2 protein-coding genes are annotated in these 25,503 nt (G+C 76.4%); both read right to left on the bottom strand.

The genetic code is table 11. The annotated features are described in order from the left end of the window. On the bottom strand, positions 1 to 571 hold a 571-nt coding region (locus tag KME75_RS19995; protein WP_219416384.1), incomplete at its 3' end, for a hypothetical protein. Then, entirely contained in the window at positions 553 to 25,503 is a 24,951-nt protein-coding gene (locus tag KME75_RS19990) for a preprotein translocase subunit SecA (RefSeq protein ID WP_219416383.1), read from the bottom strand. The genes KME75_RS19995 and KME75_RS19990, both read right to left, overlap by 19 nt.

The following is a 25,503-nucleotide window of genomic DNA, read 5'->3' as shown; positions in this document are numbered from 1 at the left end:
GACCTGACGGGGCGGCCGCGGCCTGCGCGACCGTGCCACCGCCCGCCGCGGCGGCCGCCACCACGATCCCGCGGGCGGGCCACGACGGGGGCGTCGTCCGCGTCCCGTCCAGGCGCAGCGCGTGTCCGATCCGGGTCGCGGTGGCGACGACGCCCCGGCCCCGGGCGGCGCGCTGCAGCATGCGTGCCGCCCAGCCGCCGCGCAACCCGGCCTGCGCGACGGCGTCCGTTCCGTCCCGCAGGGCTGCGGTGACGGCGCCCTGCTCGGCCGTCCGGGCCGCTGCGGCGGCCTCGATGTCGGCCACGTCTGTCGGGTTCACCGCGGAGATCTGCCCGGCCACCCGGCCCACGGCCCGCGTGAAGCCGCCCCGCGTGAACGGCGTGGTGCGCTGCCGCATCCCCGACGGCGCCCGGGCCGTCACGTACGCCGCCGTCCCGATCTGCTCCACGACGCGGACCTCGAGCCCGAGGCGCGCGGCGATCACGTCCGCCGCGTCCACCCCGGCCGGGGCGTGGACCAGCAGCCAGCGGAGGTACGCGCGCTGCCCGGAGGTTAGCCCGTCGGCGACCATCGACTGCTTCGTCCGGAGTTGGCGAGCCCGCGCCCGGGCGATCGACGCGCGGACCGCGACGGTGCGCAGGTGCGTGGCCAGCGCCGCCGCCTGCCGCACCCGTGCAACGGGGCCGCCTGCCGGGGGCACGGCCGACCGCAGGGTGGCGTCGACCGCAGCCACCACCCCGGCCATCGCCTCCGGCTGCTTGCGCAGCGTGCGCGCCGCCAAGGCATCCAGGGCCGGCACCACTGCGATGGGTCGGCCGCCACGGCGGCCCACAGCTGGCGGGGCGCCGCGGCGAGGAGGTCCGCCACGCGCCGGCTCAGCCGATACGTCCCCGGCGCGTCCACGACGCGCTCGGCGAAGCCCGCCCCGACGAGCTCGTCGAGCACCCGCTCGACCGCCGGGGCCTTCGCCCGCAGCCCCGCCCGGGTACGCAGGGCGTCCGCCGTCGTCGGACGGGCGTGCCCGACGAGGTCCCGGAACACGGCGAGCAGCGTCAGCCCGGGGGTGCCTGCGGGCCCGCCCGCGGCGGCGATCTGCCCCCACCGAGCCGTGTCCTTCCGGCGCGTCAGCCGGTCGCGCACCGTCTGCACGGCGGCCACCGCGGCACCGACCCCTGCGGCAGCACCCGCGTACGGAGCCCACGACAGCAGGTCGACCACGAGCGGCAGCTGGACGATGGTCGACAGGGCCACCTGCCCGGGCGCGGCCGCCACCGGTTCGGCAGTCGCGACCACGAGCACGCCCGCGACGACGAGCGGCCCGGTGACGCGGACGGCGGCGGCCGTCCGTCCGGGCGCGTTCGCCGACGGCCCACGGGCCTCCGCATGCTCACGCGCCGTGGCGGCGTCCGCGCGCAGGCGGGTGAGCCGTTCGGTGACGGCCGCGGCCTCGCGCGGCAGGTTCGCCCGCGTGAGCAGCCCGGCACGCGCGCGGCGCGCCGGACGCGCGGGATCGTCATGAAGGCCGGCGCGGTTCCATGCGGTGGCCTGCGCGGAAACCCCGGTCCGCTCGGCGCCGATCGGGGCGCGCGGGAGACCGGCCACGCGCGCGTCGCCGGGGTCCACCGGCATCCCGTCGGTCATCCGGCCGAGGATCCGCGCCGTGTCGGCGGCGTGGGCCCGCTCGTCGTGCCGGGCTGCCGGGTCGAGGTGGAACCGCCGCTCGTGGCGCAGCACCTCACGCCACGCGCCGGCCTCCGCGAGCACGAGCAGGCGCTCGGCAGGAACCGCGATGATCCCGGTCCCGCGCGCGTCCCGGCACGCGAACGCCCACGACCGGCCGACGAGATCGGCGGCCACCGCGGCATGCACGCCCTCGCGGCGCAGCCGCGCCACGATCTCGGCCGCAGGCGGCGTGAACAGCGCCTCGTCGGTACGCAAGCCGGCGGGCGGCGGTCCCCGGCTGCGCACCGGACCCGCCGTCCACTGCGCCGCCGCCCGCTCGTCCCACAACCGGGCCAGCGCGGCCTGCATCAGCCGGGTCTCCTCGGGGGTGAGCCCACCCTCGGCCAGCGGGCCGCCCGATCCCGAACCTCCGTCCGGGCTCGCAGCCGAGCCCTCGCCGAACAGGCCCGTCCCGGGCTCCGGGAACTCGGCGGGGTCGCTCCACGCGGCCCGCCGCTGCTCCAACCAGGTCGTGCCGGTGATCATCCCGTATTCCTGGATCTCGCGCAGCCGGGCGAGCGCCGCGGCGACCTCGTAGGCACCGAGACCCGCGGCGCGTTGCCGCACGGCCAGCAGTGCCGGGTCCACAGCGCGCACGTCCGCGAGCACCCCGGCGCTGAGCGGCCGCGACTGCTGGGCCAGCACGAACTCCGAACCTCGCAGCAGCAGCCCGTCCAGCTCCTCGCGCGGCTGGAACGCGAGCCCGTGGTCGATGAGCTGCAGCCACCGGCCGTAGCCGAGGTAGTTGCCCGGGTGTCGGTCGGTGTTGCCCATCAGGTAGTCGAGGACGGCGGCCCGCTCCCGGTCCAGCGCGCGGTAGGCGTGGATCTCCTCCACGCCCTCGTACGCCTCGTGCACCCACCGCTGCAGCGAGCCCGGTCCGAGCGGCCCGTCCCACCACACGGTCACCGGCGCCAGGTCGCCCCAGCCCAGCAGCACGGCCAGCTCGTACGCCGCGACCTCCCGGGCGGGCTCGCCCCGGAAGTTCCAGTCCGTCGCGGGGTCGCCGCCGGCGTCGGGCTTGTACACGCCGACCAACCGGCCGTCCACGAACACCGGGTACGGGCCGTGCGGGTGTCCGTCGATCACGCCGAGCTCGACGGAGCCCCTCAGCATGCGCAGGAAGTCCCGCCGCACCACCGCCTGCGGCCTCCCGGTGAGCCGGTCGGTCACCCAGCGGGCGTGCTCGTCGTGGACGTGCTGCTCGTAGCCGTCGGGCGCGGGCGCGTCGGGATCGAGGTGGAACCGGCGGGCGTGCTCCACGACGTGGCCGAGCAGGTCCTGGTCCCGCAGCTGCCCGAGCCGCTCCGCGGGGACCACGATCACGCCGGTCCCGGTCGCCGCGTCCCGCCAGGAGAACTCGACGAGCCGCGCGGCCAGGTCGCGCGGCTGCGCGTGCGGGACGCCGTCGCGGCGCAGCTGGGCAGCGATGTCCGCCCGGTCCGGGACGAACAGGTCCTCGTCGGGGAGCAGCCCGGCCTCGGGCGGGCCCCGGTTGCGCACCGGCGTGCCGTCGCGCTGTGCCCGCCTGCCGTCCTGCCACATCCGGGCCAGCGCCGCCTCGACGAGCCGGTTCTGCTCGGCGCTGAACCCGCGCTCGGCGATCGGCCCGCCGGCCCCACCGGTGCCGCTCGCCCCGCCGACGTGCATCGACACGCCCTCGCCCCACGTCGGCGCGGGCCACGCGGCGTCCGGCACCGCGCGAGCGTCGGTCCGCACGCCCAGCCGGGCGAGGATCCGTCCGGCGTCGGCGTCGTGGACGCGCTCGTCGTGCCGCGCCCGCGGGTCGAGGTGGAACCGGCGCTCGTGCGCCAGCACCTGCTTCCACAGCCCGCTCTCCGCGAGCACCGGCAGCCGCTCCGCGGGCACCGCCACCACACCCGTGTCGCCCGGGGTCCGCCACCCGAACGCCCACAGCCGCCCCACCAGATCGGCCGCGACCTCCGCCGGCAGGCCGTCCCGGCGCAACTGCGCCACGATCTCCGCCGCAGCGGGCGTGAACAGCGCCTCCCCGTCCCGCAACCCCGCGGGCGGCGGACCGCGGCTGCGCACCAGACCCGCCGTCCACTGCGCCGCCGCCCGCTCGTCCCACAACCTGGACATGGCCCGGCCCATCAGCACGTTCTCCCGCGGCGTGTAGCCGTTCCCGGCCAGCGGGCCGCCGCCCACCCCGCCCGAGTGCGAGCCACCCGCACGGACCGCGGGCCCCGGCCCCCACAGCCGACCCGGCCGCGTCGGGGCAGCGGGCTCGCTCGTCCCCGGGCGGCGCAGCACGGGCGGCGGCGCCGAGTCGTCGAAGCTCCAGTCCGGCCGCAGCTGCGCGGGGAGGTCCGCGTCGAAGGCGGTGACGTAGGCGGTGGCACGCACCGGGCCGAGCAGCCGGGCCCGGCCGGTGCGCACGACCACGCCACCGCGGACGGTGACCGGGCGCAGCGTGACCCGGTAGTCGATCAGCGCGCCGATCGTCGACGCCCGGCCCTGCTCGTAGACCGTGGTCTCCTCGCGGTCACCGCGCACCGCGTTGCCGTTGTGCCCGCTCTGCTCGCCTGAGGAGAAGCCCTGGCTGAGCCCGATGTCGGCGAAGCCCGCACCTGCGCTGCGGCTCACCGGCAGCAGGTGGCTGCCCGACGCGCCGGCGTTCGCGGTGTCCTGACGGCGGAACACGGTGCGGATCTCGAGGTTGTCGCGGCCCTCGACGTCGACGCGGTCGGCGTAGACGTCGGCGCGCACGGTCACGTCGACGTAGCGGCCCGGCCTGCCCGGCATGGGGAACCGGCCCAGCAGGTGCCCGCCCGGACTCGCCATCCGCGGCAGGAACACGGTCAGCGCGACCGGGGACGTCACGCCCTCCAGCGCGACCCGGTTGAGGTCCACCCCCGCGGGCCCGAGCAGCCGCTCGTCGGCGAGCGCCGCGATCAGTGCCGTCGTCAGGTCGCCCGACCTGGCGTCGACCCGCAGCTGCTGGGGCAGCCTCAACGGCAGCAGGTGGTCGGCCAGGCCCGGCAGCACCAGGCTGGCCGCGGCGTTCGCCGCAGTGGCCGGGTCGAGCGCGAGCCCGTCGGGGACCAGCCGGATCGCGGTGCCGGACAGCTCGACGACCACCGGCGGCGCCGCCTCCCGGTCCGGCGGCAGGACGGTCCGCCGGGTGCGCCAGGACCCCCGGAGCGCGCGCCCCCGGTCGCGCGCGGCGGGGGCGCTGCGCCAGACCTCGATCGTGATCCCGATGCCGTGCCGGATCCGGTCGGCGCCGTTCCAGCTCGCGACCCCGCGCAGGATCGTGTCCTGACCGGAGACGTCGGCCGATGTGCCGCGGTCGCGCCCGGTGCCCAGGCGCGCGTTCGGGCCCGCCACACCGACGTCGACGTTCCCACCGACCCCGGCGCCGACGCCGGTGCCGTACCGAGTGGCAGCACCCTGCTGGCCGTAGCCGTAGTCCTGGGTGATCAGGCCGACGGTGTCGGTGCGGCCCGCCCGCGTCCGGTCGGCCCCGAACCGGGCGCGGACCCGCAGGTTCAGCTGCTCGGTGTGGTCGGCACCGACGCGCGGGAGCGTGGTCGGCACCTGGACCGGGATGGTGGCGGTGAAGCCGGACGGGCCCAGCATCCGGTCGATGTGCCCGCGCCACCGCTTGCCGGCGAACGCGTTGGCCAGCCAGTTCCACAGCACGGTGTCGCGGTCCAGCGCGTCGGGCACGGCGCGCTCCACCGCGTCGAGGACCTCGGCGAACAGCCCGACCTCGCGGCCGTCCTTCGTGAGCACGACGCTCTCGAACTGGGACTCGCCCATCCCGTCGCGGAGACTCTCCGGCAGCTCGACCGCGGGCTCGGTACGGGTCAGCTCGTGCGCGGCACGCAGCAGCGTCGCCAGCGTCCGCCGGTCGGGGCCCGCGGAACCGGCCGGGCGCGGGACGAACGGCCGCAGGTGGGCCGCCAGGGTCTCGCGGAACTGCAGGCCGGCCAGGCCGGGCAGCGGCATCCCGCTGCGCAGGGCCTCGGCCCGCTGGGCCGTGTAGTGCAGCAACAGGCGGTGGGTCGTGCGCAGGTCCAGCTTCAGGTCGTCCTGCAGGACCCGTTGTACGGCGTCGGCGACCACGTCCAGCGGCAGCGGGAGCTCCCCGGCGGTGTAGAGGTCGAGCGCGTCGCGCTCGGGGAGCGCGTAGACGAGCTTGCCCCGCACGGACCGGTCCACGGTCCGCGCCGCGCGGGTGCCGTCGCCGACGGTGAGGCCGACCGTCACGTCCATCTCCTTCACGTGGTGGCGGCCCAGCTCGATCGTCAGGAACTCGCGGCCCCAGATCCACAGCCAGGACCGGGTGCGCCCGCGGTTCACCCCGTACGACCCGTCGACGGTCACCCCGGGCTTCGGGTCGCCGAACCCGGCCTTCGCGACGAGCTGCCGGAACGCCGCCCCCAGCGAGCCGTTCACGCCCCAGTTCCAGCTGCGGCCGTTGTCGCTGCCCTGCGAACCGAGGGTGAGGTTGATGTCGGCGGTGAGCAGGTCGGCGACCGTGACCAGGGTGGAGTCGCCGTGCCATGCGTCGAGCCGCACCGGGATCCAGCGGGTGCTCCCGGACGACGACCGGGCGAGCACCCGCGTGCGCAGCCCGGAGGTGAGCAGGTCGAGCATCGACGCGCGCAGCTTGTCGACGCCGGTGAACTCCCGCAGCTGCCGTTCCGCCGCCGGATCGAGCCGCCATCCCGACGGGAGCTGCCGGCGCACCAGCGCGAGCACCTGCTCGTGCAGGTCGGCGGGGTCGAAGGCCAGCGCGGTCATCCGGGCCGGCACCGCGGACGGGGTGGCGTGCGCGGTGCCGCCGCGGATCGGGTCGGCATCGGGGAGCAGCTCCGATGGCATCAGCACGGTCGCGTCGAGGTGCCGCTGGTCGAGCAGCTCCGCGGCGCGGCCGGGCCGGTGCAGCTCGACCTCCAGCCGGTGCCGCACCCGGAACACCGCCGTGGTGGACATGCCCTCGACCAGCGTGACCGCGTTGACCGTCAGGCCGCTCGACCGGCCCGCGCTGCGTCCCCACCCGGTCTTGGCCCCGGCCCCGGCGGAGGCCGACCTCGAGGACTGCCAGCCGTCCTCGCCGGGCTTCTGGTCGGCGCCCAGGCCGGCGCCGGTCTGCCCGCCGAGCGACAGCCCGCCGCCCGTCGACTGGCCCGTGCCCTCGGACGAGGTGTTCGACTGGATGTCCAGGCCCACCGGCGTCCACGCCGTGGTGCGGCCGAGGTAGCCCGCGGCGGGGTCCGGCTCCCAGTAGGGCACCAGCCGGGCCACCACCTGCGCCCGCTCCGCGCCGTCCAGGATCCGCTCGACGGCGCCGGGGCCGCGCGGCATCCGCGGCAGGCGCCACCGGCGCCGGCCCGCCCCGGGCTTCGCGTCGGTGAGCAGTGCCGCGAGGCCGGCCGTCACCGCCTGGTCGTAGCCGGTCTCCAGCCGCTCCGGGTTCAGCAGCTCGACGATCTCCCGCTCGTTCGCCAGCTGGCTCGCGAGGCGCGTGCGGTCGGTGGTCCAGTGCTTCCGGTCGGCGGGCGCGAGCAGGCCCGCAGCCCGCAGCTGCGTCACGACGGCGGCCCGCGCCGCGTTGACCTCCGTCCAGGACAGGTCGCGGACGAGCGCGTGCCCCACCGGCGCCATGCCGCCGCGGCCCGACCCGAGCCAGGTCGGCCGCTCGCCCTTGCGCCCCGGCGGCGGCCCGGCGCGCACCTCGTCGCGCAGCCGTGGCGTGCCGTCCGGGTGGGTCCCGTCGACCGCGGCCACGTCGACCGGGAGGCCGTAGCGGTAGGCGTCGAGCGTGCCGATCCGGACCATCGCCGGGCCACCGCCGTGCACGGTGCGCACCGGGACCGACCGGTCGTCGAGCCGGGTGATCTCCACCGAGTACCGCAGCCGCAGCCGGTAGGCCTGCGTGTGGCCGGAGTACCGGTGCACGCCCGGGTGGATCGCGGCCTCGCCGCTGCCGAGGGTGGCCGACCGCGAGCGCGACCAGCCGACCTCCGCCGACCCGCTCGGAGCCAACCGGCGCCAGAATCCGCCGCGCTGCTCCGCGAGTTCGGCGAGCTTCACGCTGACGGCTGCCGTGAACCCCCGCGAGCGGCCCGACGACTCGCCGAGCGACACGGTCGAGAACCCGACGTGCAGGTCCTCCAGCAGCTCCTTGGAGCTCGCGCGCCCGATCGGCAGGCCGACCCTCGCGAGCCCGCGGCGCAGTCCCGACCGCGTCGGGTCGGCCACGACCTCCGCGCGGACCCGCAGCCGGGCCAGCGGCCGTCCCTTCCGGTCGCTCACCACGGTGACCAGGCCGTCGTCGTCGTTGATCGCCACGTCCAGTCTGCCGCGCAGCTCCGCGACGAGGAACGCGCGCAGCTGGCCGTGGGTCGCTCCGCCCACCGTCGCGTTCCGGCCACCCAGCTCGGCCGCGACCGCGTCGACCAGCCCGTCCAGCCCGGACACCCAGATCGGGGCGTACGCCGGGAAGTGGCTCTCCTGCCGCTCACCGGCCGGGCGCTGGACGGTCTCGGGTGGGCCCCGCTCAGAGTAGGCGTGCGAGATCCACAGGCGCGCGAGCTCCACATCGGAACCGGCCGCCGCGGCACCCGCCGCCGGGACGGACACCCGGCGCTCGGCAGACCAGCCCCCGCCCGGACCGGGCTCCGCCGCGGTGCGCGTCGCCACCCGCCACTCCATGGCCACGTCGAACAGCAGGGACGGGCCACGGTTGTCGGCGACGCCGCCGCCGACCCCGTACGCGCCTGCGGAGCCCGACGTCGAGGAGTTGCGACCCGCCGAGCGGCCCAGCTTGACCGTGACGATCTCGGCGATCGCCCGCAGCGCCGAATGCGGCTGCACGCCCATCGCGTCCAGCGTCTTGGTCCCGAACTCGAGTCCGGTGTCGCTGCCGAACGTGCGTGCGCCGGACGCGCCGGACGCGCCGCCGCCCTGCGGCAGCGTGCCGAGCATCAGCTCGACGGCCGTGCGCTCCCCCAGCACATCCGGGTCGGCGACCTCGGCGATCCCGATCACGCGCATGCCGATCCGCACCTCGGCCGCGACGGACCGCCGGAACGGCCACCACCAGCGGCGGGCACCGGCCGGAACCTGCAGGATCAGCCCGTCCTTCGCCGCGACGGACCGGAGCTGCGATCGCAGGTGCGCATCCAGCTCCTCCGGCGTAAAGCGGTACCGCACGCCCTGGTCGCGCAGCTCCGCGTTCACCGTCTCGGCCAGCGCGGTCAGGTGCGGCAGCTGGTCGGTCGCCACCGCGCTCGGCAGCGCCTCCAGCGGGGGCTGCGCCGCCTCCAGTGCGGCGCGGTACGCCTCGAGCGCCCGCTGCGCGGCGAGCGCCCGGCGCGTCGCCTCCGCCGGCTGCCCGGCAGTGGGAGCGCCGGATCGGGCCGGCACGTCGAGGGTGTCCTGCACCGCGACGTAGGCCGCGCCCGCCTCCCGCGCCCACCGGGCGGCCTCCGCGTACGCGGCCTCCTGGCGCTCGGCGCGGCCCAGCGTCCCCTCGGCCAGTGCCGCCTCGGCGGCCGCCTTGCGCTGCCGCTCCCGCGCCCCGCGGTCACGCTTGCCGTCGGCCTCGGCCACCTTCGCCCCGGCCTTCTCCACCTCGGTGCGCGCCGCGGCCCCCGCACGCCGCTTCACGGCGACCTGCTCGGCCAGCCCGGCGGCTGCGGCCGTCAGGTCGTCGCGCAGGCCCTGCACCTGCTGCCCCAGCGCGGACGCCGTACCGGCGACGGCCGACGGCTGCGTCCCGAGCAGGGCGTCCGCCTGCTCGACGACGGCCGCACCCTGCGGGGCGAGGTCGAGCAGGGCCGCCCGGCCCCGCGCGACCTCCTCGGCCCGCGGTGCGACCCGCTGCGCCAGCGCGGCGGCGTTCGGGGTCAGTCCGGCGTTGGTGGCCTGCCGGGGGTGCACGGCCAGGATCTCGGCGGCGACCTCCTCGACCGCCCCGACCAGCACGGGGCGCCGTGCCGCCAGCTCGGCCAGCGCGTTCACCGCACCCACCGCGGCCGCCGCCCCGGACGAGCCCGAGACCAGCTGGCCCCACCGGGCCGCCGCCTCCGCGCGGAGCCTGCCGGCGGGCTGCCCCTCGCTCACCCGCCGGGCCAGCCATCCCGCCGCCTGCGCCAGCCGCTCCGCGGACACCCGCACCGGTTCGCCGACCGGGACCGTCACGATCACGCCGCCGTCGGGCTGCCACCGCAGGTCCAGACCCAGCGTCGTCGCCACCACGCCCAGCAGGGCCAGCCCCCGCCAGGAACCGGCGGCCAGCGCGTCCGCCTCGGCGAGCAGCGCGCGCAGCCTGCCGACCCTCGGGTCGTCGACGGCGAAGGTCGCCCGCTGCTCCTGCAGTTCGCCGACCAGCTGCGCGAGGTCGGCCCGCACGCGGTCGCGCGTGCGCTCGGCGAGCCGCGAGTCGTTCCATCCGGCGCGCGGGATCGCGGCCAGCGCGGCGTCGGCCCGGGCCGCGTCGGTGGTCAGCTCGACCACCGGCCGCGGCCATCCGGTCAGGCGCGCGATCACCCGTGCCCGGACCCCGACCTCGGCCGCGTCGACGACCGCGTGCGCCACGTCAACGATGCGGTCACCGCGGTCGGCCGCCTCCGCCGCGTTCAGCCGCGCGACGGCGTGGCGCAGTTCCTTCCGCGCCCCGCGTCGCGGCCACCAGGTCTGCACCCCGGCCGCGGCGCGCGCGGGCAGCGCCGTGACGACCCGGCCGAGCGGCCGCAGCTTGCCCAGCAGCCAGCGCACGGCGACGAAGGTCGCCACCGCGAGCACGCCCCGCACCGTCCACGCGACGATGCGCGCCGCGAGCGACGACTCGGCCGGGGCCTGCTCCGCCTCCTGGGTCGGCGGCTGCGTGCCCTGCCCCGGCGTCTTCTCCTCGCCCTGCCCCGGCGTCTTCTCCTCGCCCTGCCCCGGCGTCTTCTCCTCGCCCTGCCCCGGCGTCTTCTCCTCGCCCTGCCCCGGGGACTTCTCCTCGCCCTGCCCCGGGGGCTGCTGCGACACGCCCAAGCCGGCCGCGAGGCTGCCCAGATCGTCGCCGCGGTGGGCACGCAGCTGCGTGGGCACCCCGGACACCTGCTCCGAGGTCACGCCCGCGCCCTGTACCTCGACGGCCGCAACCGGCGACCGCGGCACGCCGATGGCGGCGTCGGCCGGGATCGGCCCGGAGAGCACAAGGACTCCCGCGGCAGCCACTGCCGCGGCGATGCGGGCGACGACCGCCCGACGGGAGCCGGTGGTCGACGGCGGGGCGCGCGCCTGCGCGGGCGACCAGATCCGTTTCGCGACGGCTGCCGCGCCGAGCGCGGCGAGACCGCCGGCCACCAGGAAGACACCGCCCGCCGCGGCCGCGGCGAGCGCCGCGGCGCCGCCTAGGATCAGCACGCCACCGGCCGCTCCGGATCGCACGATGCCCCGGCCACCGCGCTCGCCCGTCGCCGCACGGGGCCCGCGCGGGGCGGCCGCCGCGGCGGGTGCCGCCGGCCGCTGCGGCGCGAGCTGCGCGTCGACGACCATCAGCGCGGCCATGCCGGTCAGCTCCGACGCGCCCGTCGTCCGCAGCGCGCCCGATGCGTGCGCCCGTAGGGCGGCGTTGCCGATCGGTGCCGTCCCGGCCGCCCGGGCCCGGGTGAGCATCCCGGCGGCGTCGGGCGGCAGGTGCGCGGCGAGCTCGGCGATCCGGGTGACCCCCACCAGCTGACGCAGCAGCGACATGTCCAGGCCGTCGGCGACCCGTCCCGGCAGGCCGGCCGCGATGGCCATGGCCGCGGTCAGCTCCGCGTCGGTCCAGGTCGGGGTGCCCGCCAGCTTCGCGCTCACGTGGCGGTCGACGGTGGCGGCGTCCCGGCTCGCCCCGACCGCCCGCAACGCCCGCACCAGGTCGCGCACGACGGGCGCGGGCAGGCCCGCGGCCTGCAGCTCGGCAGGCTGCACGCCGGTGATCTGGGAGATCGAGGTGAGGCCCGCGTCCACCAGCGCCCGGTACAAGGGCTCGCGCAGCCTGGGGGCCACCCGCTCGACCAGTTCCTCGACGCGTTCGCCGCGGTCCCACAGCGCCTGCTCGGCCGGGGTCAGGCCCTCCTCGATCGTGCGCAGCTCGTCGCGGACCCTCGCCCACACCCGCGGGGCGTCCTCGGCGAGCCCGGCCAGCACCCGCGCCCGCTCGGCGTCCTCGAGCCGCACGCCGCGGCCCGGGCCGTCGACCAGGGTCTTCGCAACATCCTGGACATGGCGGACGACCTCGGCCGGTGCGATGCCCACGGCCTCGGCGATGGCGTCCAGGTCCCGCCCGCGGGCGAACTCGTGGAACAGCAGCAGCTGCGCGGTGTCGAGCCCGTCCAGGCGCAGGATCACGTCGGTCCCCGAGGCGGGAGCGGCCTCCGAGGCGTCCTCCGCCTGCTCGGGCACGACCTGCCGAGCCGCCAGCAGCTGCTTCGCGACCGCGACGGTGGCCGCCAGCTCGACCGGGTCCATCCCGGTCAGCACGCCCAGCTCCGGCGCCCGCTCCAGCTCGCGCAGTGCGTCGCCGACCTCCCGTACGGCGGCGGCGGCCGCGCGTGCGTCCTCGAGCGTGTAGTGGCGAGGCCGCACCACGCGGGCCGGGATCAGCGCCGCCACCTTCTCGGCAGCGGCAACCTGCTCCGGCGTCTCCGGGGACTCCACGGGCTGTTCGGCGACCGCGCGCAGGTCCTCGTTCTGCTGCTTGTTCAGCCCCGGCACGTCCTGCCCGGCGCGGGCCGTGGCCAACGCGGACAGATCGATGCCGTGTGGGTTGGGCGCCACCGTCAGCTCGGCGGCCGGCTCCTCGGGCAGGCGGGCCGGGCCGGGGCCGTCCTGGCTGCTCGGTTGGCCCACCGCGGAGGTGGCGAGACGCTTGCGGTTCATCTCGAACAGCATCGCGGCCGCCTCGGCGTCGGCCCCGCGCAGCGGTGCGGGTGGCTCGGCCTCCGCCCGGGTGGCAGGCACGGCGAGGTCCTCGTCGCGCAGCACGTACTCGACGTCGTGCGGCCGCTGCATCGCCCGGTCCTGCAGTGACCGGACCGTCCACGTCACGCCGTGCTGGCCCTGGCGGCCGGAGCGGGCCCGCAGCTGCATCGCCGACCGCAGCGAGCTGCTCTCGCCGAGCCCGATCGTGTGCAGCCCGCCGCCCTCGATGTCGAGCAGCTCACGTTCGGCCGTGATCTGCCGCTGGGCCCGCTCCTCCATGGCGCGCCTCGCCGGCGCGTACTCCGGTCCGCGCGTGTCCAGGCCCGGGTACTCCTCGCGCATCAGCTCGCCGGCGACCGTCCAGGGGTCTCCACCGAGCTTGATGTCGGTGCCCCGGGCCATGATGTTCGTGGTCACGGTCACCTGGCCGCGCCGCCCGGCCCGCGCGACGACCGGCCCCTCGTTCTCGATGTTCTTCGCCGTCAGCAGCTCGTGCTCGATGCCTTCCTTCTTGAGCAGCGCGGAGAAGCGCTCGGCCTCGAGAATGGTCTCGGCCCGGACGAGCACCGGGTAGCCGTCCGCGTGGGCCTTGCGGACGAGCTCCACCGCGAAGGCCCGCTTCTCCGCGGCGGTTGCGAAGACCTTGTCGTAGTCCTTGGCCACGCGCGGCTTGTCCGGCCGGACGTGCACCACGTCCTTGCCGAACTTCCCGAACGCCGCGCGCCCCTCGGCGCCGCCCACGGTGCCGGTGGAACCGCTGAACGAGGAGCCACCGATGAGCTCGCGGATCGTGAGCGTGTCGATCGTCTCCGTGGGCGTCCGCACCCCGTCCCGGCCGAAGAGCGCGTACTCCGTCGTCTCGTGCGCGCCGCCGTTCAGGCGCCGGTTGTCCATCGGCCGGCCGGTGGCCTCCTCCACGAGGAAGACGCCCTGGCGGGTGAGGCTGGTGCCCTCGCGACCCGGCTCGAGCCGGACCGTCACGAAGTCCACGTTCTCGGCCAGCAGGTCGCGGGTGACGAGCGAGCTCTGCACCCACCGCCGCATGGCGGGGTCGGCGTCGAGGTCGATCTTGTGCAGCTCGCGGACCCGGTCGATGCCCTCGCGGGTCAGCTCGACGCGCCCGCCGGAGACCCGGTAGTGCCCCGCCGGGTTCTCCCTGGTCACCGGCTCCAGGCCCTGGCGCAGCGCCTCGGCCCATGCGATCTCGTCGTCGGGTCGCCACCCGTCCTTGCGCTGCTGCGCCAGCCGGGCGTGCACACCCGCCTGGTCGATCAGGATGTAGTCGACCTCGTCGAGCACGAAGTGGTCGGGCTGACGGTAGCCGTCCGCACCGCCGTTGCGGGTGCGCAGCTTCGCGAAGCCGAACGCCTCGACGGACCCGACCACGATCTGGGATCCGGCGAACGCCTCCGCCCGCGAGCGCGGCTCCATCTGATCGGTGATCTGCCCGACCGTCAGTTCGTAGTGCTCGGCGAGCTTCCGGGCGTTCCGGACCAGCTCCGGGGTCAGGCCGTCGTTCGCGGTGGTGAGGGCGACCCGCTCGCCGAGGAGCTTCGCCCGCAGGACGGCCACCATGACGTTGACCACCGTCTTGCCGCCACCGCTGATGTACTCCGCGATCACCTCGTCGCGGGTCATGGCGATCACCGCGGTCAGCTGGCCGTCGTAGACCTGCTGGCCCCGCCGGAGCAGCCCCGTCTCCTGCAGGCCCCGGGCCACGTAACCCGCGCCGACGACGACGGCCTCGTAGAAGGACAGCTCCCCGCTGCGCACCATCTCGGCGAGCCGGTCCATGCCCGGAACGGAGTCAGCAACGGTCGCCGCGCGGTCCCGCGCCTGCGCCGTCGGCCTGCCGAAGGCGTCGTCGGTCAGCGTCCACTGTTCCGGTTCGAACAGCTCGACCCGGACGCCGGCGTCCGGCTCGGCGCCTGTCGACCGGGCGGCACGCGCAGCGCCGGACGGGGCAGCCGGTTCGCGGTCGACCGCGCCACCGCGCACGGGGCGCATCACGAAGGTCTCGCCGCCGTCCTCGACGATCTCGTACCGCGGCCGGGCGCGCACGCCGTCGGCCGACGGTCCCTCGTCGCGCACCGCGGCGCGGACCTCGTCCGTCGTCACCCGCTGCTCGGGCCGCACGCCTTCGTTGAGCGCCGCGGTCAGCTCGTCGAGCGACCGCACCGCCTTGCCACGGCGCATCTCGACGTGGACGCGCTCGATCAGCGGCTGCTGCTCAGCCCTGTCTCGTCGCCCCGCGAAGCTCCGCTCAGCGGAAGCGCCCTTCCGTGCTGCTGGGTCGGCGGACGTGCCGTCCGCCGTTCGTGCCACACCGTTCCGGTCGCCGGCGCGCGCGCCAGCGGCGGTGGTGGGGTCGGGGTTGTTCGTGGCGTCGTTAGAGCTTTGCTGCGGCTCCTCACCGTCGTTGTGCCCGTTGCGCTGTCCGTCGGACGCGTCGCGCGCGCCCGGAGTCCCGGTCCGGCCGGCCTCCCTGTTCTGCGCAGCCCCGGTCGCCCGCGGCCCGCTGTCGGATCCTGCGTTGTCGTCGTTCCGTCCTGCCGCGCCGCGCCCGGGGCCGTTCCCCTTCCCGTGGCCGCGCGCAGCCTGCTCCTGCCCCGTCCCAGCGGAACGCTCGACGGAGCCCGTGGTGACCGATGGGGGATCACCGCTGCGTCGCTTGCCGTCGTGCTTGCGGGTTCCGCCCTGGGCAGCGGTGTCGGGGCTCGCGGCCTCGGCGTCGCGGCTGCGCGGCAACGGCGGACCCGACGCGGCTTCGCCCTGGGGCGCGGCGCCGGCATCGCCGGTCTTCTGACTGCGGGAACCGGCGGCGGTCGACCCGGTCGGCAGCCCCTCGGGCTGCGGAACCGGCCGTGGGCCCGGCGCGGGCGAACCCGGCGCGTTCTCGGGCGCGGCGCCGGCGGCGACCGCCGGGCGCTCCCCGACCACCTGCCCCGTGCCGGCGGCGGGTGCCCGCGGCCGCGCGGGTGCACCCGCGGCGACCGGACCGTCCGTGGTCGCACCAGCCCGCTCCGGACGCGGCGCTCCTGTCGTGCCCGTGCCGCCCCGCTCGGTCGTCATGCGCGCGCCGGCGCCGGTCGCGGAGGAACTCGGCGCATTCTCCAAGGTGGAGCCCGCCACCGCCGGGCGCTCCCCCGCCGCCTGCCGGGCGGCGGGAGCAGGCGCCCGCGGCCCGCCAGGCGTCCCCGCCCCGACCCGACCGTCCGTACCCACGCCGCCCCGTTCCGACGCCTGGAACCCGGTGGTGCCGTTGCCGTCAGGCCCGACGGAGCGGCGCAGGCCTGCGCCGTTCGCAGAGGAGCTCGACGCGACGTCGCCCGCGGAACCGGCGACCGCCGCCCGCTCCCCGGTCGCCTGTCCACCGGCAGGCACCTGCGGCCGGGCGGGCGTGCCCGCCGCAACCCCACCGTCGGTGCTCACCGCGCCACGATCGGGGCGCTGGACCCACGCGGAGCCGTTGCCGTCCCGCACCACGCTGATGCGGGAGTCTGCGCCGGTCGCGGACGCGTCCGCAGCGTCGGCCCGGGCCGCTGCATGGATCTCGCTCCGCGCCACCCCGAGCTCCCGGGCCAGCGCTGCAACCGCCAGCGGCCCGTCCCCGCCAGCAGCGAGGGCTGCGTCGACGTCCCGGGCCAGCGCCCGTGCGGCGGCCGTCGCGTGTGCGGGCGCGCCGCCGCCCTTCACCGCGCTCCGCTGCGGCCGCTGGACCCATGCCGTGCCGGCGCTGTCGCGCACGACCGTGGCCCGTGCTGCCGGGTCGGCGCCCAGTGCCTTGCGGATCGCCGTCTTCTTGACCCCGAGCTCGCGGGCGAGCGCCGCGGCGGTCATCGGGGTCTCGCCGTTCGCCGTCAACCGAGCGTCGATCTCGTCGGCCAGCGCACGGCCGGTCGCCGCGGCCGTGTCGTCGCGCTGGACGCGCCGCACCGTCGTGGGGCCGTCGCCTGCCCGGTCGAGCAGGACCCGCGGAGCGTCGGCTGTGCCTGCCCGCTCGCCCATCTCGCGGCCCACCGCGCCCCTGACCGCGCGCTTGCTGACCCCCAGCTCCCGGGCCAGCTCGGCGGTGGTCATCGCCGTCTCGTCGCCACGTGCGATCACCTCGTCGATCCGGTCTGCGAGGCTCCGCTCGCCCGCGGCCCGCTGCTCGGCCCGCCGCGCGGCCTTGTCGCGATGCTTGGCCACGACCGTCAACGACCGTCCCAGGACGTCCCGGCGCGCGACGAGCACCGGGTCACGCAACGCACCGAGGACGGCGTCGGGGTCGAACAGGCCACGGCGTGCCCCGTCCGCGACGTTCCGGTAGGCCCCGGCGATCCCGTGCTTGGCGATCGGGCCGTAGCGGGTGGTCAGCCGCGCGGCCTCGGCGCGCCGGCCGAGCCAGCCCGCGGTGCCGTCGAGTGCCTTCGCGGTCCCGTACCACAGCGGGAGCGTCGACCGGTCAGCGATCGCGCCCGCGAGCGCCCGCCTACTTGCGGCCGTGCTCGCCGCCTTCACCCCGCGGGCGGCGGGCGCGGTCACGGCGCGCACGCCGAGCGCGGCGGCCCGCACCGGCATGCCGAGCGCCTGGAACGGGAGGGCCGTCGCCCGTACCGGGACGCTCGCGATCGTCGCCCCCTTCTCCCACCGCTTCGTGACGCGGTCGAGGTGCTGCACCTCCGCGCGCAGGGCCCGGGTCATCGCCGCGTTCCCCGCGTTCTGCGGCAGGTCGGCCGCCCGCTCCAGACCCGCCCTGGCCACGTTGGCCCGCGCCCCAGTACGCGCGGCAGCACCGCGCATGCCCGCCGTCACCGGGCCGGCCACGAGCAGCACGGGCAGCGCATCCTCCATGAAGGACACGAGCGGGCGGTCGTGGTAGTCCTGCGCCGCATCGCCGTCGCCGAAGTGGCGGTTCACCGCGTTGGCGATCGGCGTCACGAGCAGGCTGCCGGTGAGCGGGTTGAGCCGCGTGTAGTACTCCGCATCGGACTCGTCGGCGCCCTGCTTCGGCGGCTCCTTCCCGAACGCGGGGTGGTACTTCACGCCGTTGATGAGCTCGACGCCGCCGCCGCCGATGACCACACCCGGCATGGAGACCAGGCCGGCGGTGAGGGTGACCGCATCGCGACCGAGGTTGCGGACGAAGCTGTCGGTGCCCCAGCCGAATTCCTCATTGTAGAGGCGCACCGACTCGCCCGTGGTCCACTGGGCGCCGTCGAGCAGGAACCGGAAGAAGCCCGCCACGCTCTTGGGGTCGGTCTCCTCGATCAGGTCGTCGATCCGGTCGCGCTCCTGCTCGGACAGGGGCTCGCCTGCGGCCTTCAGCAGCTCGTTCCGGTTGATCTGCTTGAAGATGTTCTTCTTGTTCTCCTCGAAGTCGGCGCCTTGCTTCCAGCCGGCGAGCAGCGAGACCACCTGGTCCGCCGACGACGGCGTGCTGCCGAGGCGCGCCACCTCCCAGTCGGTCAGCTCCGCCGGGTTCCTGTCCCCGTAGGTCCAGTTGGCGGCGACGTTCGACAGCTGGTCCGGGGTCAACCCGAGGAACGGGCTGTTCGCGTCCTTCGACACCTCGCGGATGTAGTCGTAGCCGGCGGCGGCCCGCATCGCCAGCGGCAGGTCGGCCACGCCGGTCGACGGCAGGCGCATGTCGTTCAGACGGTTCTTCGGCGACCGCGGTGCCTCGATCGCGGCCTCGTAGCCCATCAGCACCGCGTCGCTGAACGCGGCGACGGTGGTCGCCGCCTTGACGTCGCGCTCGGTCTCGAGCTTCGGCAGCGCCTCGACGACCCCCTCGACGGCCTCGACGTTGCGCTGGGCCAGCGCGATGTCGCCGGCGTAGCTCGGGTCGTGCGCGGCGTACGCGGCGAGCAGGTCGTAGTCGCGCAGCACGCCCTGGGACTTCGCGAGCTTGTCGCGGTAGGGCTTCTTGCCCCGCTCGAGGTCGGCCATCGCCGACTGGATCGCCTTCTGCTCGGCGACCAGCTCCTCGTAGCTGCCACCCCGACCGGCGTAGTAGTCCTGCAGGGCCTTGTCGAACGCCCGTTGGCGCCGCGCCAGCGCCTCGTCGCGTGAACCGAACCCGCCCAGGCCCGCGGCCGCGTCCCGCGAGACCTCCTGCTGGTCGAGCACGATGTTCTTGGCGGCGGTGATGTCCTTGTCGGACGGCGTCCAGCCCTGCTCGTAGGCCCTGCCGAGCACCTGCGCCACCAGCTCCGGGTCCTCGGCGAGCCGGCGCTCGATGTCCTCGGTGGACGGCATCTGCGTCCCGCGGACCGTGAGGACGGTGTCGATGGCCCCCGTGGTCCGTCCGAGGCGGTCCCGCAGCTTCGGGTCGAGCGCGTCGACCTTCTCGGCGAGGTCGTACATCTCCTCGCGGGTAATACCGCCCTTCTTGGCGTCCTCGTAGGCCGTCGTCACCGGTCCGAGCTGGTGGTTGCCGTCCTCGGCCATCCAGCGCAGGTGGCCCTGGTCGCGGGTGAAACCGAACGCCGCCCGCCCCCGGTCGAGCAGAGTCTGGGAACCTCCAGGAGGACCGTGCACGGCTGACGCGAGCGTCTCCTTCATCCCGAGGGCATACGTGACGCCGGCGGTCGGCTCGATCCACTCCAGCCGCCGCTCGGCAGGCTCCGATCCCCGGCAGGCGCCGCCCTCACCCGCCACGCACGACTGGCCGGTGTTGTATCCGTCGGCCTCGGCGTACAGCAGCGCCATCCGGCCGCCCTTGCCGGTGGTCTCGACCCAGTTGCCGAAGGCGTCGCTGCCGTACGCCCGGCCGTCGCCGTTGACGAACGCGATCGCGCCGCCGCCGGACCCATCCTTGTTGCGCAGGAACTGGACGAACTCGGCGCTTCCACTCCCGTCGGCGTCGACCGAGATGGTCTGGTAGTCCACGCCGCCCTTCCACCGGGCGGACCCACTGCAGTCGCCACCCGGGCCGACCGTGCAGGTGCTGATGCCGCCCATACCCGCCTGCGTCGGCATGTAGTGCGCGCCCTTGCAGGTGTAGCAGTTCAGCGTCGCGCCCTCGGCGGACGTGATCGTCCCCCAGCCGTCCAGCGAGATCGAGCCGCCGAGCCCGTCCGCGTTGCGCGTGACGATGCTGACCTTGCCGGCGGCCATCCCGGTGGGGCTGCCCAACCAGTCGCCCTCGGCGGAGGTGAAGTGGCCCTTGCCCTCCCACGAGATCCGGGCCGGGTTGCCGTGGCCGTCCCGGCCGGTGATCTGACCCGACGACGCCTCGATGGTCGCCTGGTCCCGACCGGCCTTGCCCGGCAGGTCCGCCCCCGTGTAGACGCAGCCACCGTTGCAGGACGACTGGAACGGCGAACCCTCGGGGTTGCTCAGCCGGAACGTGTTGGTCGGCGCGTCCGACGGGCTCACGCGGGTGTACTCGATCGTCTCCCCGGTGCGGCCGTTGACGACCTTGCCCGTGCCGCGGACCCAACCCCCTCCGTTGCCGTTCTTGTCCCGGGCCAGCCGGATGCCCTCCGAGCCGGTGACCATGTCCCGCTTCGTGCTCCCCGGCCTGTCGGGCATGGACCCACGGAAGGCGGCGTTGTTCTTGTCCGGGTCGGCGTCCTTGGCCGGGTCGTAGGTCACCCGCAGCCCGCCGGGGCCCTCCTCGTCCACGCCTTTGCACGGCGCGGGGCACGTGTCGCCGTAGACCTCGCCGTCCTTCGGCTTGATCTTCCAGACGATGTCGCCGTCCTTCTCGCGCTCGATCAGCACGGCGCGCTCGTCGGGACCCAGCTCCTCGATCTTGACCGGCTTGCCGTCCTTGTCGAGAACCTCGCCGGGCCCGAGCTCCACCGGAGCCGTCGAGGTGTAGGTGTTGTCCCCGTCGGTGTGACACGACGTGTAGCTGCCCGAGCAAGTGCCCCCGCCGCCGCCACCGGGCCCGGCCTTCGCCCAGGCGGAGACACCGCAGCCACCGCCCGAAGCACCGCCACCGGAGCAGCTGGCCTCGCCGAACGCGTCCCAGTAGCCGCCGTTGACCTCCAGGTGGTCGCGCGCCTCCGCGTGTGCCGAGTAGCTGGTGCTGCAGTTGGCGGCGCCCGAGCAGGAGGCGCTCGCGTGGGCCCAGCCGGGCCCGGCGGACGCCTGCGCGCTGACGCTGACGCCACCGCCACCCTGACCGCCCCCGCCCGAGCCGGACGCGTTGGCCTTCGCCCACGATCCGGACGGATGCGAGTCCGAGGCCGACGCGCTCGCCGAGTAGGAGTGCCGGCAGTTCGCCGCGCCCACACACGACGCCGACGCGCTCGCCCAGCCCGGCCCAGCCGAGGCCTGCGCGGAGACCGCGACACCACCGCCGCCCTGGCCACCGCCACCCGAACCGCTGGCACTCGCGCTCGCCCAGACCCCCGGCGCCGACGCCGATGCCGACGCGGACGCGGAGTAGGAGTGCCGGCAGTTCGCCGCGCCCACACACGACGCGGCCGCCTGCGCGCGCCCGGGTGCAGCCGAGGCCTGCGCCGTCACGGCGACGCCACCATCACCCATGCCACCGCCGCCGGAGCCGCCGGCGCTCGCACTGGCCCGCGCCCCCGGCGCCGATGCCGATGCCGACGCGCTCGCGCTGTACGAGTGGCTGCAGCGGGTACCGGCAGTGCCGGTGCAGGAAGCGGCCGCCTGAGCGGTCCCGGGGCCGGCGACGGCCGCGGCGGTGGTGGCGGCCTGGCCGCCGCCGAACGTGCCGGCCCCGGAACCCGTCGCGCCGGCGCTCGCCCGCGACCCGGAGCCGCTGTCGGACGCACTGCTGTGGGCGCGGTAGGAGTAGGTGCACCCGGAGCCCTTGCTGCCCTGGCAGGCCGCCGCGGCCATCGCGGCGCCCGGCTGGGTCTGGGCGACCGCACTCGTGGCGCACCAGCCGCTGCCCGCGCCACCGGTCTCGCTACAGGCGGCGCGCGCCGTCGCCTCGGATCCGCGGGACCTGCTGTCCGCGCTGCTGCGGGACGCGTAGGAGAACGTGCAGTCCGCGCCCTCGGAACCGGCGCAGGCGGCGGAGGCCTGCGCCCCGGTGGGGCCGGCCCCGACCCGGCCGGTGCCGGAGCACGCGCCGTCGGACGCGGCAGAGCAGGACGAACGCACGGTGGCGCTGTTGGTGCCCGAGTCCTCGGCCCAGCGGGTCTCCCCGTGGATCCGCGTGCGGCAGTCGGTGCCCGAGCACACGGCAGCGACCTCGGCGGCGTGGTCCGTGGCGAACCCGGTCGTGGCCGACCGGCAGGCCCCGTCGGCCGAGCACGTGGCGGTGGCGACGGCCTGGCTGGTGCGGTCGCGCGCGGCGAGCTTCCGGCCGGTGTGCGCCGCACCCACCACGGCCGGGTCGTCGGCGCCGACGGTGGTGCTGCGCGTCGTGGTCGGGCACGCCCCGCTTTCCGTGAGGCAGTCGGCCGTGGCGGAGGCGCCGGTGGTGCCGAACCGGCCGGTGCGCTCCGCGCCGGTGCCGGCGTGGACGGCGAAGCTCGCGCCGGTGGTGACGCCGGCCTCGCAGGCCCCGTCCCGCCCGTCGCACACGGCCTCGGCGGTCGAGGTGGACGCGCTGATCGGGTCGGTGTCGCCGCCGTTGCCCTTCCCGGCCTTCTCCCGGGTCGTGTTGGCGACGGTCCGCTGCGCGGCGGCGGCGCCGCCGTCCGGGCTCGCGGCGGCGGCGGAGTCGCCGGTGACGATCCCGACACAGTCGGCGTCGGGGCAGGCGATCGTGGAGCCGGCCTGGGTGGAGCCGGACCGGCCCGGCAGCATCCCGGCATCGGGCTTGTTGCCGGCGGGGGTGCCGGAGTCGGTGTCGGTGGTGGCCGTCGCGGTGCTCGACACGAGGCAGCCGGACCCGCCGGACTCGCAGAGCCCCGCGCTCGTGGACGTGCTCGTCCCGGCGTCGGCGGCCCCGTCCAGGGCGGCGCTCGTCGTGGCGTTGCCGTAGGTGGCCGCGGTGCACTCGCCGCCGGGGCCACAGGCGGCGACGGCCTCGGACTCGGCCAGCGTGGCCGGGGCGTCCCGCACCGGCTCCGTGGCGAGCTCGGCGGCCCCGGCGGCGGCCGCGCGGGCCTGCTCCGCAACCTTCGCGGCCTCGGTGGCGGCCTTCTTCTCGTCCGTGCTCGCGCCCGGCCGGGCGGCGATCTCCGCGGCATGGGCGGCCGCGCGCTCGGCCTGCTCGGCCAGCTGCGCTGCCCGCTCGGCGGCGGCGGTGTTCTTCTCGGTCAGGATGTCGGCGACGACCTGGCCCGACCCCGCGGTCGAGGAGGTCACGACCTGGCAGCCGGCCTCGCCGGTGGCACAGCTACCGCTGGTGGTCGACGTGCCGGCCGGGGGGCCGCGCGACCCCGCGCCACCAGCGGCCGTGTCCGGACCGTCGCTGCCCGAGGCCGAGCTGCGCGCCGTCCCCGAGCAGTCGGTCGACCCGGCGCAGTCCAGGGTGGCCGATGCCATCGACCAGCTCGACGCGCCCGGGACCGTCGGCGCCCCCGAGCTCGCCGATGATCCCGGCGCCGTCGGCGCGGGCGCCGTGGCCGGCTGCTGCTCCCGACCCGGCGCGTCCTGTTCACCCTGCTCCCGGTCGGCCTGCCCACCGGTGTCACCCGTGGTCGCCGAGCGCACCGTCGCGTTGTCGGTGGACGCGGCCCGCACCAGCGGCGCGATCACGCTCGCGTCCGGTCCGGACGAAGCGCCCGAGTTCGTGACGGCCTGGCACACGCCGCCCGATACGCCCTCGCAGGAACCCTCGCCGCGCGACCCACGCGGGTCCGGTGAGGTCGCCGGGTCGGTCGCCGTGGCCGAGCTGGTGACCTTGCCGTCGCAGTCGGACGACCCACTGCACCCCAGCACCGCACCCGAGGCCGATGCCGCCGACGGGCCTGCCGCGCGCCGGCCGGGGTGCACGTCGTTCTCCCCGGCGTTCTTCCCCGTCGTGTCGGCCCCGCCCGCGGTCGTCCCGTCGGCGTCATCGGTGGTGCTGGTGGCGGCGAGCTGCTCGGCCACGCCCGGCACCGTGGTGGCCACCGAACGGGTCTGCGCCAGGCAGCTCCCGCCGCCCGCCTCGCAGGTCGCGGTGCCCGTGGAGGTGCGGGGCTTCCCGTCGGCCACGGCGCCGTCCCAGGCCGCCGAGCTGGTGCGGGCGCTGCCGGAGCAGTCCGCGCCGGCCGAGCACTCCACCGACGCGCTCGCCGACGAGGTGCTCGACGGGCCGGTGGCCGGCGCGCCGTCGACCGGGCGCCCGGTGGCCGGGTCGATCGTGACGAAGTCGGGGGCGCTGGAGGCCGCCGAGCTGGTCTCACCGCTGCAGCCGCCACCGGTGACGGTGCAGTCCGCGCTCGCCTCGGATCCGCGGGCGTGCGGCGACACCGCCGTGTCCCGCGCGCTCGTCGACGAGGTCGCGCTGCCGCCGCACTCGGTGCCGGCGCCACCGGTGCAGGCCACCGCCGCCAACGCGTGCGAGACGCTCACCGGGCCCGACACCGCCGCGACGCCGCCGCCTGACGTCGTCGCCGGGTCACGGTCGGCCACCTCGGTGTCGGACTCCGTGGTGCAGGTGCCAGCCGTGCCGTGGACCGTGCAGGTGGAGGACCCGGTGCTGTCGCGGACGCCGGTGACGTCACCGGACGCCGCACCCGTCGTGCGGCTCGTGCCGCGCCCGGTGCACTCCTCGGTCCAGCAGTCGGTCCGCGTACCGGCCTGGCTGCCCGCCGACATGGTCCGCGCCGCGGGCCCCGCACCGCCGCCGTCGCCAAACGCCTGCTGGGCGTCCGCGGCCCGGTCGCCGATCTGCGAGTCCGACTCCGCGCTGCACCGACCGGCGCTCGTGTCACAGTCCGCCGACCCGCTCGTCGTCCGGACCGCGGCCTTCACCACACCCTCAGCGGCGCCCGCCGTCACCGAACCCCGCGTCGCGGTGGTGGCCGCGCCCTCGCAGTCAGCCGATCCCGCGCATTCCGCGCTCGCGTCGGCGGAACTGTGGCCCGCCGCGTCGCCACCGGCGGAGAGCGGGCTCGCGTCCGCGGGATTGTCGAGGCTGCTGCCGGTGCGGGCCGAGCACGACCCGTCGGCGATCGCGCAGTCGGCCGTCGCCGACGTCGTCCGCTTCCACGGCGAGGCCCCGGCGCCGAGGGCCGCGGTCGCGTCCCCGGTCGCCGTGCTGCTCGTCGAGCTCGCGCCCGTGCCCGTGCAGTCCGGCCCGCCGTGGGGGCAGTCGACGGTCACACCGGCGTCGCTCGCGCCGTTCGACGCGAAGGTGGTGCGAGCGGTGTCGACGTCGGTGACCGCCCACCACTCCGGGGCGGCCCGGTGGGACTCGGCGCCGACCTCGGAGCTGCTGTCGGCGCGGCACGCGCCCCCGGCGGCGTCGCAGGTGGCGGAGCCGTCGGTCGTCTCCCGGCGCGGCGTGACGGCGGCTTCGCCGGCCCCGGCGCCCTCGGTCTGGACGGTGGCGGCGCGCGTCTTCGTCGTCGCCGTACCGGTGCAGCCGGTCGATCCGGCGCCGCACTCGACCGCCGCGCTGCCGCGGCCGGCCCCGGCCACGCTCCCACGCGCGTCCTCGCCGCCGTCCCAGGCCGCAGCCTCGGTACCCGTGTCAGAGTTGCCAGAGGTGTCGGTGGTGCTCTCGGCCCGGCAGCCGCCGGTGGTCGTGGTGCAGGTCGCGGAACCGTCGGCCGCAGCGGTTCCGGACGTCGCGTCCGCGCCGGCGGCGGTGTTCGCCGTGGAGCCGGAGCCGGTGCGCGTCGCAGCGGAGCCCGCGCAGTCGTCGGACGCGCAGTCGACGGCGGCGTCGGCCCAGCTGCGCCCGCCGCCCTCGGCCTGCCCGCCCCGGCCCGCCGCATCCTGCTGCGCCGCGCCGCGGACGTCGCCGGCGTCCTCGTTCCACTCGTCCAC

Source organism: Pseudonocardia nigra (assembly GCF_019396355.1).
GTDB classification, from domain to species: Bacteria; Actinomycetota; Actinomycetes; order Mycobacteriales; family Pseudonocardiaceae; genus Pseudonocardia; species Pseudonocardia nigra.
This window is presented reverse-complemented; position numbering and strand designations above follow the sequence as displayed.